Consider the following 14,741-nt stretch of genomic DNA (forward strand, 5'->3'; position numbering starts at 1 on the left):
GAAGCAAAAAAATAAGTCATAAAACTAACAACGCTTCAGTAAAAACAGCGCTGGGTTTGCATGTATCTAGATACCTGTAAACTGAGCAAGACCAGAAACTTGATTTCCGCTCGTTCTCAAGTAGGCTCAGTCCTGGGCTAATTCTGCATTAGAGAGAATTTTGTCTCACAACCGGGCGTCTTGGCTGTAGTCTTGGCTAGAGTCTTGCGCAGGTCTACCTTCGTCCTGCCGGGATTCCGGCCCGAAACTGCCTCGACTTGGAGCCAGCATGAGTAATTCCTGAGCGTTATGACTAGTTGAGGCAGACCCCGGCTCAGATGAGTTCGATGTAGAAATCATGAAGTTTGTCTGATGGGTGTTACCCCTCATCCTTTTCGTGGCATACTCTGGTAATAGATGCACCCTGATTTGGCGGAGAGCTACTTGCTGGCTCTCCGTTTTTTCATGGTCGTTTTTTTAGAGTCATTTTTTCAGGGCCTAGGGGTGTCAGCTACACTGAACCCGTATACCAGCCCATTCGGCGAGGTAGAGGGCTTCTATCTAGCCGTTGCCTTGTTTGGGTTGCGCTACCTGCGGTTCAGCTATTCAGAATCTTGCGAGGGGGATGTTGTGACCTTTCCCATCATTTACTCCGAGGAATTTTTGCAGCACGACACGGGGCGTCTCCATCCTGAGAAGGCTGGACGGCTGACAGCCTCAGTGGAGGCTCTGCGTCAGGCAGCCTTTGCCGAGCAGTTGAGTTGGCAGACCCCCACAGCCTGGCAAGAGCGTGAAGTCTTACCTTGGGTGTTGCGAGTACATCGCCAGCCCTATGTAGAGGCCGTTAGACGTCTGGCCGAAGCCGGCGGCGGTCGGATTGATTCAGATACTTTCGTTTCCAGCCAGAGTTACGAGGTTGCCCTGCTAGCGGTGAGTGCCTGGTTGGACGGGGTTGACCAAGTATTGCGTTCAGGTGAGCCTGCCTTCGTGTTGGCACGTCCACCAGGACACCATGCTCTGCCTGAAATTGGTATGGGCTTCTGCATTTTTGCCAATGCTGCTGTGGCAGCTCTGTACGCCCTCAGCCAGCCCGGTATACAACGGGTCGCCATCCTGGATTGGGACGTGCACCACGGCAATGGCACCCAGGAGATTGTCTGGGATATGCCCCAGATCGCCTACGTCTCAACCCACCAGGCTCCTTTCTATCCGGGTACAGGTCAAGCGGAGGAGCGGGGAGCCCACAACAACATCTTGAATCTGCCAATGGCGAGCGGCAGCACTTTGGCAGAGTATCAGCCCGCTTTTGAACAGAAAATTTTGCCGTTTCTGCGCGAGTTCTCCCCTGACTTGTTAATTGTCAGTGCAGGCTTTGACGCGAACCGAGATGACCCTCTTGCTAGCCTTGCCCTTCAGCCCAGTGACTATGGCCTGTTTACTGAGCTTTGTCTGGGGCTAACGCGCAAGATCGTCTTTGGTTTAGAAGGCGGCTACGATTTTCGGGCCTTGGCTCAATCCGTGGTGGCAGTGGTAGAAAGCTGCCTGCAACCGATCAAGCAACGAGTCTAAAAATCAACCCCTCGCTTCAGGTCAACCCCTTTCTCCGCGTAGTGCTTGTGACAAACCATCTCTGAATGTACAGAGGCGAGGTCAAAGTAGGCGGGTGGGTTCTTACAGCGCCCCGTGATAATGACTTCGGTATCGAGGGGCTTGCGGAGCAGTGTCTGCACGATCGGCTCTTCGGGCAGTAGTTCTAGGTCTACAGTCGGGTTGAGTTCATCTAGGATGATTGTCTTGTAAAGCCCGGAAGCAATGGCGGCACGGGCAATCTCCCAGCCCCGCTCAGCCTCTACATAGTCAATCTCCTGTTGCTGGCCACGCCAGACAATGGCATCCCGGCCACAGCGTTGATGGTCAACCAGATTGGGAAAAATCTGGCGCAACGCAGCAATGGCAGCATCCTCGGTATAGCCACTGCCCCCTTTAAGCCACTGCATGATCAAGACGCGATGGGATAAATCGCGGCTGATGCCTCGACCAATCGCCTGCAAGGCTTTGCCCAAAGCACTGGTCGATTTGCCTTTACCCGCGCCGGTATAAATCTCGATGCCAGTGATGCCGTTAGCTTGAGCTGCCGTGTGGTAGTGCGGTTTCATTTCGGAGTGCAGATCGGCAATCTCCAGCAGGGAGGCAGGCGCTCCCCGACCAGTCGCAATAATTTCCAGGGGCTCAGGCTTATTCTTGAGCGTCCGCACCACCTCATCAACGGGCAATAAGCCTAGATCGAGAACCGGATTGAGCTCATCCAGCACGATCACGGAATACAGCCCTGAGGCTAGGGCACCCCGAGCAATATCCCAACCGCGTTGGGCTTCTTTACGGTCTAGAGGGGTGACCTGATCAGCCCCAAAAAACTCAGCTCGCCCCGTGCGCACCTGATCGATCAGATGAGGAAAACCTCTTTGTAGCGCTTCGATCGCTGCATCTTCGGCATAAGCTCTGCCGGGTCCTTTGAGGAAGCGCAATAGCAGCACCCGAGTTTGCAGGGGGGCCTGATTCTCTGGAGCCATGCCTAGACCAATAGACCGCAGGACGACACCCAAGGCGGCTTGGGACTTGCCCTTACCCTTACCGTCATAAACGTGGAGTTGACCGACAACGCGCTCAGAACGAGTTTGAGCGGTCTGAATACCAATACCAGTGCGGGTCATTATCAAGTCATTACGAGAGGCAGACCAAGGCCATACCGCTCAGCGTTGAGCTAGGCGGGTGATTGGCTGGTTTAACTGGTTTCAATCTTACCGGCTTGATTTTAACGGATACCCTCCCCTGGATTTAGCGTTTTATTGGTGGCTTGAGGCCCAAATACCCAGCTGAGAGACCTAAAGCCGAGGGCATAATTAGAAGCACCAGAAGATTAGATGGCACTGAGTGCAGAATGTAGCGGATAATGGTTGGCGTTTTTGCACCGCTTAATCCTCGGATCTCGACCTATGGATCTCTCGCGCATTAGTCCCCAACCAAAACCTGGTCTCGTCAACATCCTGATTGAGATTCCCGCAGGTAGCAAAAATAAATACGAGTTCGACAAAGACTTGCAAGCCTTTGCCCTAGACCGGGTGCTCTACTCATCGGTTCAATATCCTTGTGATTACGGCTTTATCCCCAACACTCTGGGCGATGACGGCGATCCACTCGATGCGTTAGTCCTTATTGATCAGCCCACCTTTCCCGGCTGCGTGATTCTGGCCCGCCCTATCGGCATGCTGGAAATGATTGATGGCGGCGAAGGCGATGAGAAGCTTCTCTGTGTGCCTGCCAAAGACCCCCGCTATGCAGAGGTCCAAGGCATCACAGACATCGCCCCTCATCGGCTCGAAGAAATTTCTGAGTTCTTCAAAACCTATAAGAACTTAGAGAAGAAGGTGACCGAAATCAAAGGCTGGCAGGGGCTAGCCAAGGTGCAGCCTCTGATCGATAAGTGCATCGCTGCTGCTAAACACTAGAGCATCAAACGCTCATTGCTAACATGCGTTGAATGGGTCGCAGTGCTGCGACCCGAGTTGTCTCAGGCATGGTGATTTCTGGGGCTCGATTCTTCATTGCCCAATAAAGTTTTTCTAGGGTATTTAACCGCATGTGCGGACACTCATTGCAAGCGCAGTTACTCAACGGAGGAGCAGGAATAAACTGCTTCTGGGGGGCTTGCTTCTGCATCTGATGAATAATGCCCGGCTCCGTAGCCACAATAAAAGTCTGACTGGTACTTGATTGAGCGTACTTCAGCAGCGCCGTCGTGGAACCAATATATTGCGCATGACGCAAGAGAATTGGTTCGCATTCCGGATGGGCGATCACTTCGGCCTGGGGATAAGCTGTCTTGAGCTGAAGCAACTTCCTCTCTGAGAAGGTTTCATGCACAATACAAGCGCCTTGCCAAAGCACCAGCTCGCGCCCTGTCTGCTGCATGACATAGCGGCCTAAATTGCGATCTGGCGCAAAAATAATCGGTTGAGTCTCGGGAATTTGACGCACAATTTGAACGGCATTTGCACTAGTGCAAATGATGTCGCTCATTGCCTTAATCTCAGCAGTGCAATTGATATACGACACCACTAGATGATTGGGATGAGCCGCCTTAAAAGCAGCAAACGCTTCTGGAGGACAGCTATCAGCGAGCGAACAACCTGCGGCCAAGTCCGGCAGCAAAACCAACTTGTCTGGATTCAGAATTTTGGCCGTTTCAGCCATAAAGTGAACCCCTGCGAACACAATTACCTCTGCATTAGTGCTTGCTGCCTGTTGGGAAAGCCCCAAAGAATCACCGAGATAATCAGCAACATCTTGAATATCAGGATCCTGGTAATAGTGAGCCAGAATCACAGCATTCAATTCGCGCTTTAAAGACTGAATAGCAGCAAACAAATCATCCGGTAGCTCGGCCATGCTTGGCGAGCCCGGTTGGCGGCGTGCAGTTGTAAACACAGGCAGGAATTACCCCGGCTTCAGGTGATGTGAGCTAATTATAGTTGAATTTACCAAAAATAGCATCCTGAAGTGACCCTAGTGACCTTTGGGGTTGTTAAGAGCCCTGAAAATCGTAATCTTTTCTCCCTGATCTAGGCCCCAGGCCAGATCGTAAATTTTAGATATAGATACCAAAAACCGAATCCATGATTCAGCGAGGGGAACTGCTATGTATACCCTTATTCGTACCCCTGACTACGAGCTCTATCTATGTGAACGTGACGAGACCGGCTCACTCAACATCTGGAATGCAGCCGGAGAAAACCTGGCTCAATGTCCACAGGAACCTCAGTCCTACGTTGTCATTCAGGCTATTGCCCATGAGTTTCGACGCATTGAGGGCCGACGACAGCGTCGGCGTTGGTTAGGAGTCTTAGCTGTAGTCAGCGTGGCTATCGGCTTTGTCACTGTCACTGGGGCGCTCGCACGCTCTCCAGTCCCAGAAACCAACTCCTATGTTGAGTCCATCGAATTGAGCGATTGGCTCAGCACTCTTCAGTAGAAGACCTTGAGTAAACACAAGTAACAGCTCACTGTTTAGAGAGGCAAACTTAGCGGTCTCCCTGATTTAGCCGTCGATTCCATTCCTCGTCGATTTTGCGGCTATTCGCTGACTCTTGGTCTAGCAAGTCTTGCTCAGTGGTGTAGGCCAGGTCCTCTTCACTGATCACCTGTTCAGCTGCAAATTGCTGAGCATAAGTGAGCTTGCGGGTGATTTCAGGGCTGCTTTGCCTTAATTTCGCGGCCTGCTGCTGCCGTTTAGCGTTACGAGCTTCAACCTTGGCATTACGGCCCCGGAGCCAGAGATAGCGCACTAGGGGGATTACCAGAAAACCAATACCGTAGGCTAGCAAGATGCCATAAATACCACTGGCAAACCCAACTAATCCACCCAGTTCTGCTGCTCCGCTCCTGAGTAAACCGCCCAGGATCAAGACCGCAACCACGTTTACGCCGCCTAAAATTCCAGCCAAGGTCAGTTGGCCAGAGGTGGCCTCACTAAACTTCCAGCGGAGCTCCCTCAGGAACTCTGGAATCTGCATGCCTCGACTGCGGAAAGCGGTTGCCTGAAGTTCAGGAAAACGGTACACCAAGTCACCCTCTGGGCTAACCTCTGGCTGCCCGTTGAATCGAGTCAGCACCGGCAGCATATAGTCCTCATACTCATTGCGAAAGCCACTGCCTAGATCGTCTAGGTAGGGAGCAACCTGTTCAGCAATTGCTACACCTCGGTTTCGCCGAATCAGACTGCCGATCGTTTGCCAACGTCGCTCTTCCAAGTTGGCATTGGGGTTACCATCCCCAAATAGGAAAGAGAACACTGCTTCTAGAAAATTCATCTGAGGCTTCTGCTCAGAACCACGGCGCTGGGTATAGGGTCGCTCGTCGTAGTAATTCGGGCTGAAAAACCAGAACAGATCCGGCCAGTAGAAAAGACCTGGCATATAGAACATGCCACCGCCATCGCGGTCATTGCTGTTGCCATTGTCATCGCTGCTGCGCATGGCAGTCATGATGATAAAAATGGCAACAATCACCAGCACAATTGAGGTGACCAGAACTACACCAAACGAGATGCGAAGCAAGTAGAACAGAATTTTCCAGATCTTCTGCCACTGCTCTTGAAGCTGGAGCCGGAAATACTTGCTGCGCAGAACGTCTCGAAAGTTATTGGGATAGACATAAGCAATCTCTCCCGACTCTGCAACTTGCAAATGTCCACCAGCGCTCTGAGCTAGCGTGAGCAGTTCTCGCTGCGCCAGTTTCACATCCAAGCCAGCACGAGCGGCAACGTCGCCAACCGTAACGCGATAATTTAGCTTCTCAACCGCCTGCATGACGGCGGGATTGGGAGTAGCCTGGGAAAGAGCCATAGGACGCGCATACTCAGGTCTTTAGCTCTATTCTAAGGGGCTTACCCTTGGTCTATCAGAGCTGAAATCAGGCACCGGGTAGATGCAGTACCATGATCAGCAGCGAGATTTTCTCTAGCCGGAATATGCCGAGATCCCAGCGCAACGACAACTTCATTGACCGCTCCTTCACGGTCATGGCGGATATGATCCTCAAGATCATGCCCGGTAGTAAGAGGGAGAAGGAAGCCTTCGCTTACTACCGCGACGGCATGTCTGCCCAAGCTGACGGAGAGTACGCCGAGGCTCTCGAGAACTATCAGGAAGCACTCACCCTCGAAGACGATCCATACGATCGCAGCTACATTCTCTACAACATTGGCCTAATCCACGCCAGTAATGGCGAACATGACCGGGCACTGGGGTACTACCATGAAGCCCTAGAACTAAACCCACGGCTGCCCCAGGCGCTTAACAACATTGCAGTGATCTATCACTACAAGGGGGAGCGACTGAAGGAATCTGGCAAATCTGAGGAAGCCGAGGAAGCCGACGAATACTTTGACCAAGCTGCCGAGTTCTGGAAGCGGGCGATCCGAATTGCCCCCAACAATTACATTGAGGCTCAGAACTGGTTGAAAACCACAGGGCGCTCAAAGATGGACGTGTTCTTCTAAAAAGATTAGGAGTCTCAATTTTTCATGCTTGATCGTGATCAAGTCCGCCATGTTGCGCGGCTAGCTCGCCTAGAACTAACACCGGATGAGGAGGAGCGCTTCACGAGTCAGCTGGTAGGCATTCTGGGCTATGTAGAGCAGCTGAGTGAATTAGATACCGCCAGCGTGCAGCCTACTACGCGAGCGATTGACGAGCGCAACATTACTCGGTCTGATACTCTCCACCCCTGGCCTGCCCCTGAAACTCTATTGGACTGTGCCCCCGACCGCGAGGAGGGTTACTTCAAGGTGCCGAAGATTCTAGCGGAGTAGAAGCAAGCAGGCGGGCTAGGTTATCTAGTTTGCCGCTCAAGCGCCTTGTCGGCAGGGGCCAAGCTTTGAGTAGCGTTGGGGTTACATTGATGTGATCAGCTTCAGCCTCTTCAGGATGTTTAAGCACATCAATGATTTTGAGGCTGTATGGCTCGTGCAAAAGCCGTTCCAGCGACAGATGTAGCTCCTGGAGAATCTGCTCTGTTGCCAAGTTGTTTCCAGAAATAAACAGCCTGAACTCGTAACCGCGTCGCTCCTGTCTAGAAGCCTCTAGCTTGACGGGCAACACAGCCTCTGGTCGTTCCACCTTCAGCACCAAGTCGTGGTCTTCCCAAAGTTCTGGGAAACTACTTTGGTGAGCTTCGATCAGAATGGGATCGCAGTTCTCCAGGTCCGCTGGCGCCAACTGCCAAACTTGATGCTCTGACAAGCCAAAAGCAGCATTGAGTAGCGCCTGATAACGGAGCACTGCAGGATAAGCTTCTGCAGTAATGTGAATTTGACCTGTCTGTGGATGCTGCCAGCAATCCACGCTGGCTGTATAGCAGGGAGTCAAGAAGTGCGGTGGTTCATCAAGTGAGAGTGCCCGTTGTAAAGCACTACACAGATGAAGGTGCCAGTAGCTCAGCTTGCTTGGGTCAACGGCGTAAACAAAATCGCCTCCAGGCGTAAATAAGGCAATGCCTTTAAAAAGTGCCTGGGAGCGCTCCATAGTCTACATATAGGTCCGAGTTAGGTCCGACCGCGCAAGGTTTGTGCCATCTCATTAGGCTTGGGCGACGCTTCCAGCGCAGTTTCTTCAGTAATGCGTCCTGACTCATACAGGGCGTAGAGTGACTGGTTCATACTGCACATGCCATCGAAAGTGCACCTGGGAATAATGCCTTCGATTTCATCAACTTCACCGCGCTTAATAAAGTCTTTGATGGCGTCAGTATTGACCATGATCTCGTGAATTGCAGCCCGCTTGCCATCGGTTGTGCGCACCAGAGATTGGGCAATGACTGCAACCAGAGATTCTGCCACCTGAATCCGCATTGGCGCTTGTTCATCAGGGTTGTAAAGGTTCAGAATCCGTTCGATAGTTTTAACGGCGCTGTTCGTGTGCAGGGTGCCAAATACCAAGTGGCCAGTTTGCGCTGCTTTCAGAGCAGTATTGACCGTTTCTCGATCGCGCATTTCGCCAATCAGAATGATATCGGGGTCTTCACGCAGTGAAGCTTTGAGCGCATTGTCAAACTTCAACGTGTGCAAACCAACTTCGCGCTGACGGATCAGAGACTTGCGGCTCTGGTGAACGAATTCCACCGGGTCCTCAATAGAAATGATGTGCTTGGGCATCTCCTTATTGATGTAGTCGATCATGGCAGCCATAGTGGTCGACTTACCAGAACCGGTAGGACCGGTTACTAAGATCAATCCCTTGTGGTGGTGGCACAGCTCACGGAAGACCTCCGGCAAGTGCAGTTGTTCCATGGTCAGAATGGTGAGCGGGATGAGACGCAACACCATCGCTGGTCCTTTAAGCGAGACAAAGACGTTAATCCGCACCCGCGCCATGTCGTCATACTGGGTGGCACCGTCGTATTCCAATGTCTCTTTAAACTGCTGGATCTGATCTTCGGTCAGAATCTCACGTAGCCAGTCAAAGAAAGTGTCCTCATCAGTCTCCGGATGCTCAGTTAGCTCCATGTGACCCCGCTGACGGAAGCGAGGAACCTCTCCTACCCCCAAGTGGATGTCAGAGACGCCTTTTTCGTAGGCCTCCCGCACCAGCATCTCCAGAGTCAGCTGACCAGTAGCAGCACGATTGCGAGCCCCACGCGCTGGTGGCGGAGCCCCTGGACGATGACCCGGCAGGGGGGGAGGAGCAGAGGGCGTAGTAGCCGTTGCGGTAGGCCGGGGGTTGGAGGATGAAGTGGGAGTAGTGGGGATAGGCGGACGATCGGAGGAAGTTGGATTCCTGACGACGGTTGTATCTCCAGACATGCTGGTCACAGGCAAGCTGCCTGGACGGGGAGGCAGGGGCATTGCAGGAGGCACGGGCGGGGGTGCAGGCGGGACTCGGTTCAAGGGGGAAGGCACGGGCGAGTTGTGAGACTGAGTCATAAGGTTAGGCTGCGATAGTCTTGCAGAGACCCCCGCGCAGGGGCCTTGGGCTAGGAAAGGCTTACCCTTCTGGTTTCAGAGTGTACCCAACGCTTCCAGCTTGCGCTCAGGAACTAGTAGAGATGCGTTAAACGAAAGATTTCGGAACAACCGGGGTCGGGTTATTGCTGAAATGATAGACGCGCTGTGGGTTGAGGTTGTCTGCTCGGAGAACTGTGCTGAGTTGGCTGATGGAACTAGCAACCCGGTCTAAGCTACCCTGCACCCCAGCCACTGGGTCTTCCCCACTCATTACTCGGAACTCAAAAGCGCGTAAATGAGGCAGCCTAGCGACAGTTGCCAGAATCCGCTGGAGAGCTTCTAGATAAGGATGATCGACCTGCTGATACCAATCCTTTGCGGCTAAACCTGGCTGATCTAAACCTAGGTTAATCGTGAGCGAGGGCGTATCGAACAAAGCCAATACCGCTGGACGAGATTCCTCCTGAGCTAAGAGATCCTGCGTTTGGGCTAAGTCTCGCAACTGGTCCAGGCGGCTGTAGTGAATTTCAGGACTAAGCGGGGCATCATCCCACTGGATTGCCAGGGTGAGCAGATAGGTTTGTAGGAGTAAATGGCCGAGCTTTTCTGCCTTCGTTGCCAGATAGCGAGCGTTGTAATGGTTTGCCTCAGTCAGCAATGGAACTCGGTCAACGACCTTAAGGCCGTAGCCCTTGAGTCCTGCGAGCTTACGCGGGTTATTGGTGACAAGGCGCATTTGTCGGACGCCTAGGTCATTGAGAATTTGAGCCCCAACCCCGTAGTTACGTAGATCTGGACCAAAACCCAGCTTTGCATTGGCCTCAACCGTATCCATGCCTAGGTCCTGCAAGGAGTAGGCTTTGAGTTTATTGATCAAGCCAATCCCCCGACCTTCCTGCCGCAGGTAGACCACGACCCCGCAACCTGTGTGCTCGATCATCTTGAGCGCAGTATTAAGCTGGGCACGACAGTCGCAGCGTAAAGAGCCTAGGGCATCTCCAGTTAGGCATTCAGAGTGAACTCGTACCATGACTGGACGATCTTTGAAGGTAGCCGGATCGCCTTTGACGATTGCTACATGCTCAGAATTGTCCAGGGTATTGCGGTAGGCATAGATGTGAAAATCACCAAATTCTGTAGGCAGACGAGTGACCGTCTCACGATGAACAAAGCGTTCATGAGCCAGACGGTAGCTAATCAAGTCAGCAATACTAATGAGGCGCAACTGGTGCTCGTGGGCATAGTCGATCAGTTGCGGCAACCGCGCCATTGACCCATCTGGATTCTGGATCTCGCAAATTACCCCAGCTGGGTAGAGACCCGCAAGCTGGGCCAAATCAACCGCGGCTTCCGTATGTCCAGCCCGCTTCAGAACACCGCCGTCACGGGCCTTTAAGGGAAAAATGTGGCCGGGGCGACGCAGGTCTTCAGGTTGGGTGCGAGGGTTTAGAGTCGCCAGAATGGTACGAGAGCGGTCATCAGCGGAAATCCCCGTGCCGACGCCCAAGTGAGGACCGGCATCGATGCTGACCGTGAAAGCAGTCTGGTTGCTATCTGTATTACGGCTGACCATCAAAGGTAGATCTAGTTCGTCTAGCCGTTCAGCCGTCATCGCAAGACAAATGAGGCCACGCGCATAGACGGCCATGAAATTGATGGTGTCAGCAGTAGCAAATTGAGCCGCACAAATTAAGTCTCCTTCGTTCTCACGGCTCTCATCATCCACAACAACAATCATGCGGCCAGCCCGCAGATCGTTAAGGGCATCTTCAATCGTGTCGAACTGGAAGGGTTGACGGTCGGGCTGCGCGATCAAGGGAGGACTATCCTGCAACGATTGTTTACACTGCCTCTACTCTTGATCTTAATATCAGCGGAGTTCTGCTTTGGCCTGTTAAAGCTCGAAACCGAAATCTTCCTCCAAGGTGCTGCTCTAAAGGTTCCGCTCTAAACGTGCTGAGAGACAAAAGCAATCACCTGCTCTAGGGACTGCTCCAGATCAAGCAGGAGAGCGGGAGCTTGCTCCAGGGTTCTGCGCTGAGCTTGCTGCTCAAGTTGATTAGCCAAAGTTTGTAGGGTCAAAGCTCCGACATTGGCGCTAGAGCCCTTGATCCGATGCGCGTGATGCTCGACTGCTGTAATGTCACTGGCTAAGACTGCTTGCCTGGCTACAACTAAGTTCTCCTGGATATCTTGAATAAAGGTTTGCAAGAGTTCCCGTTCAAAGTCTAGGTCGTGCTCAGAGATCTGGTGCAGACGATCGAGATCAAGGGGTGGGCTCGGACTGAGAGATTGGCCAATGCCTTGAACCCAGCCGTCTCCGCTCGCAATCAGAGTCGACCAGTGCTTAAGCGCAGCTTCCAACTCTTCTTTACGAACGGGCTTACTGAGATAATCGTCCATCCCTGCCGCCAAGCACTTTTCTCGATCCTCTTTGAGGGCATGGGCAGTCATGGCAATCACAATGGTGTGCCGGGTTTGCCCTTCGCGACGGCGTAACTCTTGTGTCGCTGCATAGCCGTCTAGAAGCGGCATCTGACAGTCCATCAGCACAATGTCATAGGCAATTTGAGCCAGAATATCTAGTGCTTCCTGACCGTTGGCGGCAATATCAGCCTCGTAACCCAGCTTCTTCAATTGATGTAATGCAACTTTTTGATTGACGAGATTATCCTCTGCAATCAGAATTTTAAGTTTGGAGGACTGGCTTGGCATATTAGGTTCAGAATAATTTTGACTGTGAATTAAGGCATTAGCAGAACTTAAGAGGGCCGTCCGTTCTAGCAGGGCTGTTGAGGTTGTCTGCAGGCAAGAGGCCGAAACCTTGATGATGCAAGCAAGAAGCCGAGATTGCTTGACCGGTTTAACTAGGTAGGCTGAGAAGCCCTGCTCCAAAAGCAGCCTGGAGTTGCCCGGTTGATTGATAGAGGTCATCATGATCAACTGAGTCTGGTGCAGAACTGGATCCAACTTGATTAATTGGCCCAAGCTTGCACCATCGAGTTCCGGCATCTGCATGTCGAGGACAGCAATATGGTATGGATTGCCAAATGCAGCAGCCTGCCGCAAAGCTAGTAGGGCTGCTTTTCCACTCGCAACTTCGTCTATTTGCAGACCCCAGGCACTAGCCTGGTAGCGTAAAATTTTGCGGTTTGTGGTGTTGTCGTCTACAACCAGAAGCCGCAACCCAGATAAATCAGCTGGAGCAGAACTCTCAGTTCTATTTGTGTCAGTTTGTTTGGCAAAACTAGCAGTAAACCAAAAGCAGGAGCCTTGCCCTTCAGTACTAATCACACCAATTTCACCACCCATCCTTTTGACCAGATGTTTAGAAATGGCCAAGCCTAAACCGGTGCCACCATAGCAGCGGGTGATTGAAGCATCAACCTGAGAGAAGGATTGAAAAAGCTTAGCTTGGTCCCCTAAAGCAATGCCAATGCCAGTGTCGATCACTGAGAACAAAATGACAGCAGAGGCCGATGTTTCCGATTGCAGTGTCGCCCGAACAACAACCTCTCCTTCAGTTGTAAATTTAACGGCGTTACCAGTTAGATTAGTGAGAATCTGGCGGAGACGGCCGGCATCCCCCTGCAATTGAGTGGGGACATTCTTGTAAACTAAAGTAGCAAGTTCTAAACCCTTAGTCTGAGCTTGAGAAGCAAGTAGATCTGCTACTTCCTCAACACAACTATTCAAGTCAAAGTCTAGATTTTCCAGCTCCATTGACCCAGCTTCTAATTTGGAGAAGTCTAGGATTTCGTTGATGATCGTTAGCAAGTTATCAGCACTCACTCGAATCGTCTCAACGAAATCTCGTTGCAGAGCATTGAGCTCAGTTTCTAGAAGTAAACCAGTCATGCCAATCACACCATTCATGGGCGTGCGGATTTCATGGCTCATATTGGCTAGGAACTCAGATTTGAGCTGTGAAGCTGCCACTGCAGCTTCCCGCGCCTCAACCAGCTCATTAATTCGCTCGACGACAATAACAATGCCGCCAACTTCACCATCAGGACCATACCAGGGATTGTAGGCCCAGCGCTGGTATTCTTTGGTCCCGTTCTGCCGTTCCCACATCTCCTCTGGGCAGGCTAGAGCCTCTCCTGCAAGGGCTTGCTGATGTTTATTCTTCCAAGTTTCTGGTAAATCAGGAAACACTTCGTAGTGGCTGCGACCTACCAGAGATTTCTCCCCCAAGCCATAATCAGTGAGCCATTTGTAGCTGTGGGTCAGGTAGCGCATTTCAGTGTCAAACATCGCCATTGCGACAGGTGCGTTGGTCACAATTTGACGAAGCTGTTGGCGCTCGCGATCTAAAGCCCTTTCTGCTTGTTTGCGATCAGTCACATCTCGCACAATCACCAATACTTCACTCACCCCAGAGACAACGATGCGCGCCTCATAATCCCGCATTCTATTAACAACTTCGAGTTGGTATTCGAAGACTTGAATTCTCTCAGTTTGCAGCGCCTGAGCAATGTAGTACATACACTGTTTGGCTAGCTCAAGTGGCAATACCTCACAGACTTTTTTGCCTAACAATTGGCTGCGTGGCACCACCAGATCTTTGTCCTCTTCCACCTTGAAGTCTAGATAGGTGCCATCTTGACTGATCCGAAAAATCAAATCTGGTATTGCGTTGAGGAGTGCACGGTGTCTGGCTTCGCTCTCTCGCAGGGCCGCCTCAGCTTGCTGCTGAATTCCCAAGGCTTCGTTCAGCGCAATCACATTGAGTTCGTTCTCAGCCCAAATCGCCAGATCACGCAGGGACTCTAGCTCAGTGTCGTTGAGCTGACGTGGGCGACGGTCAATTAGGCAAAGTGTGCCTAAGGGCTGACCATTGCTTGAAAGCAGTGGCTGGCCAGCGTAGAAACGAATGTAGGGTTCACCTGCAACCAGAGGATTGTCAGCAAACCGTGGGTCTAATTGGGTGTCAGTGACCACGAAGGGTTCTGGCCTGAGAATGGCGTGGCCGCAGAACGAGATATCCCGTGAGGTTTCGCTGGCGTCCAACCCCTGACAGGACTTGAACCATTGGCGTTCCGCGTCGACTAAGCTGATCAAGGCGATTGGCACACCAAATAGGTTCCTAGCCATCCGCGTGATCCGATCGAAGCGCTCCTCCGGTGCGGTATCGAGAATTTGTAGCTGATGTAAGGTAGCAAGCCGCTCAGTTTCATTTAGCGGTAGCGGTGGCTTGATCATGAGTTCTCAGGCTTCAGCCCGCGTACGTCTGGTACCCCTGATCAAACATGCCCGAACT

13 protein-coding genes are annotated in these 14,741 nt (G+C 52.1%); 5 read left to right on the forward strand and 8 right to left on the reverse strand.

The features are described 5' to 3' along the window. Positions 1-165 precede the first annotated feature (165 nt). On the reverse strand, positions 166-339 hold the full coding sequence (locus H6F94_RS29035) for a hypothetical protein (protein ID WP_190805728.1): 174 nt from the start codon (positions 337-339) through the stop codon (positions 166-168). Between the two features lie 57 nt (positions 340-396). On the opposite strand from H6F94_RS29035, the gene H6F94_RS29040 reads away from it, so the two are divergent. Further along, positions 397-1,548, forward strand: a complete 1,152-nt coding sequence (locus H6F94_RS29040) for a histone deacetylase family protein (RefSeq protein ID WP_242041457.1) — start codon at positions 397-399, stop codon at positions 1,546-1,548. Here the strand turns inward: H6F94_RS29040 and H6F94_RS29045 are convergent. Next, on the reverse strand, positions 1,545-2,690 hold the full coding sequence (locus H6F94_RS29045; protein ID WP_190805729.1) for a cob(I)yrinic acid a,c-diamide adenosyltransferase: 1,146 nt from the start codon (positions 2,688-2,690) through the stop codon (positions 1,545-1,547). The genes H6F94_RS29040 and H6F94_RS29045 overlap by 4 nt on opposite strands. A gap of 282 nt (positions 2,691-2,972) precedes the next feature. Here H6F94_RS29045 and H6F94_RS29050 point away from each other — a divergent pair, with 282 nt between their 5' ends. Further along, positions 2,973-3,485: an inorganic diphosphatase gene (locus H6F94_RS29050; RefSeq protein WP_190805730.1), complete on the forward strand. Its 513-nt coding sequence runs from the start codon at positions 2,973-2,975 to the stop codon at positions 3,483-3,485. Between the two features lie 4 nt (positions 3,486-3,489). Here the strand turns inward: H6F94_RS29050 and nadA are convergent, their stop codons facing one another. Beyond that, positions 3,490-4,464, reverse strand: a complete 975-nt coding sequence (nadA, locus tag H6F94_RS29055; protein ID WP_190805731.1) for a quinolinate synthase NadA — start codon at positions 4,462-4,464, stop codon at positions 3,490-3,492. Between the two features lie 211 nt (positions 4,465-4,675). Here nadA and H6F94_RS29060 point away from each other — a divergent pair, with 211 nt between their 5' ends. Continuing rightward, positions 4,676-5,008, forward strand: coding sequence for a hypothetical protein (locus H6F94_RS29060; RefSeq protein WP_190805732.1), 333 nt, complete (start codon positions 4,676-4,678; stop codon positions 5,006-5,008). Between the two features lie 49 nt (positions 5,009-5,057). Here the strand turns inward: H6F94_RS29060 and H6F94_RS29065 are convergent, their stop codons facing one another. Next, positions 5,058-6,380: a hypothetical protein gene (locus H6F94_RS29065; protein WP_190805733.1), complete on the reverse strand. Its 1,323-nt coding sequence runs from the start codon at positions 6,378-6,380 to the stop codon at positions 5,058-5,060. Between the two features lie 125 nt (positions 6,381-6,505). On the opposite strand from H6F94_RS29065, the gene H6F94_RS29070 reads away from it, so the two are divergent. Then, positions 6,506-7,036 carry a photosystem I assembly protein Ycf3 gene (locus H6F94_RS29070; RefSeq protein WP_190805734.1) on the forward strand — a complete coding sequence of 177 codons (531 nt, stop codon included), beginning with the start codon at positions 6,506-6,508 and terminating at the stop codon, positions 7,034-7,036. Between the two features lie 24 nt (positions 7,037-7,060). Further along, positions 7,061-7,348: an Asp-tRNA(Asn)/Glu-tRNA(Gln) amidotransferase subunit GatC gene (gene gatC, locus H6F94_RS29075; protein WP_190805735.1), complete on the forward strand. Its 288-nt coding sequence runs from the start codon at positions 7,061-7,063 to the stop codon at positions 7,346-7,348. Here gatC and H6F94_RS29080 read toward each other — a convergent pair. The 4 genes from H6F94_RS29080 to H6F94_RS29095 all read right to left on the reverse strand — a co-directional run bounded on the left by H6F94_RS29080 (position 7,320) and on the right by H6F94_RS29095 (position 14,683). Then, positions 7,320-8,060, reverse strand: coding sequence for a circadian clock KaiB family protein (locus H6F94_RS29080; protein ID WP_190805736.1), 741 nt, complete (start codon positions 8,058-8,060; stop codon positions 7,320-7,322). The two genes, gatC and H6F94_RS29080, sit on opposite strands and share 29 nt — an antisense overlap. A 20-nt stretch (positions 8,061-8,080) precedes the next feature. Next, entirely contained in the window at positions 8,081-9,457 is a 1,377-nt protein-coding gene (locus H6F94_RS29085) for a type IV pilus twitching motility protein PilT (RefSeq protein ID WP_190805737.1), read from the reverse strand. A 127-nt stretch (positions 9,458-9,584) separates the two neighbouring features. Then, positions 9,585-11,312, reverse strand: a complete 1,728-nt coding sequence (gene ribBA / locus H6F94_RS29090) for a bifunctional 3,4-dihydroxy-2-butanone-4-phosphate synthase/GTP cyclohydrolase II (RefSeq protein WP_277878183.1) — start codon at positions 11,310-11,312, stop codon at positions 9,585-9,587. 113 nt (positions 11,313-11,425) lie between these two features. Further along, complete coding sequence (locus H6F94_RS29095; RefSeq protein ID WP_190805738.1) at positions 11,426-14,683, reverse strand: response regulator; 3,258 nt, start codon at positions 14,681-14,683, stop codon at positions 11,426-11,428. Between the last annotated feature and the right edge of the window lie 58 nt (positions 14,684-14,741).

Source organism: Leptolyngbya sp. FACHB-261 (genome assembly GCF_014696065.1).
In the GTDB taxonomy this organism is placed as follows: domain Bacteria; phylum Cyanobacteriota; class Cyanobacteriia; order FACHB-261; family FACHB-261; genus FACHB-261.

Bases quoted from the DNA above. Each gene is read 5' to 3' on its own strand.
- H6F94_RS29035 (WP_190805728.1), bottom strand. From the start codon at position 339: ATGATTTCTACATCGAACTCATCTGAGCCGGGGTCTGCCTCAACTAGT.
- H6F94_RS29040 (WP_242041457.1), top strand. From the start codon at position 397: ATGCACCCTGATTTGGCGGAGAGCTACTTGCTGGCTCTCCGTTTTTTC.
- H6F94_RS29045 (WP_190805729.1), bottom strand. From the start codon at position 2,690: ATGACCCGCACTGGTATTGGTATTCAGACCGCTCAAACTCGTTCTGAG.
- H6F94_RS29050 (WP_190805730.1), top strand. From the start codon at position 2,973: ATGGATCTCTCGCGCATTAGTCCCCAACCAAAACCTGGTCTCGTCAAC.
- H6F94_RS29060 (WP_190805732.1), top strand. From the start codon at position 4,676: ATGTATACCCTTATTCGTACCCCTGACTACGAGCTCTATCTATGTGAA.
- H6F94_RS29065 (WP_190805733.1), bottom strand. From the start codon at position 6,380: ATGGCTCTTTCCCAGGCTACTCCCAATCCCGCCGTCATGCAGGCGGTT.
- H6F94_RS29070 (WP_190805734.1), top strand. From the start codon at position 6,506: ATGCCGAGATCCCAGCGCAACGACAACTTCATTGACCGCTCCTTCACG.
- gatC (WP_190805735.1), top strand. From the start codon at position 7,061: ATGCTTGATCGTGATCAAGTCCGCCATGTTGCGCGGCTAGCTCGCCTA.
- H6F94_RS29080 (WP_190805736.1), bottom strand. From the start codon at position 8,060: ATGGAGCGCTCCCAGGCACTTTTTAAAGGCATTGCCTTATTTACGCCT.
- H6F94_RS29085 (WP_190805737.1), bottom strand. From the start codon at position 9,457: ATGACTCAGTCTCACAACTCGCCCGTGCCTTCCCCCTTGAACCGAGTC.
- H6F94_RS29095 (WP_190805738.1), bottom strand. From the start codon at position 14,683: ATGATCAAGCCACCGCTACCGCTAAATGAAACTGAGCGGCTTGCTACC.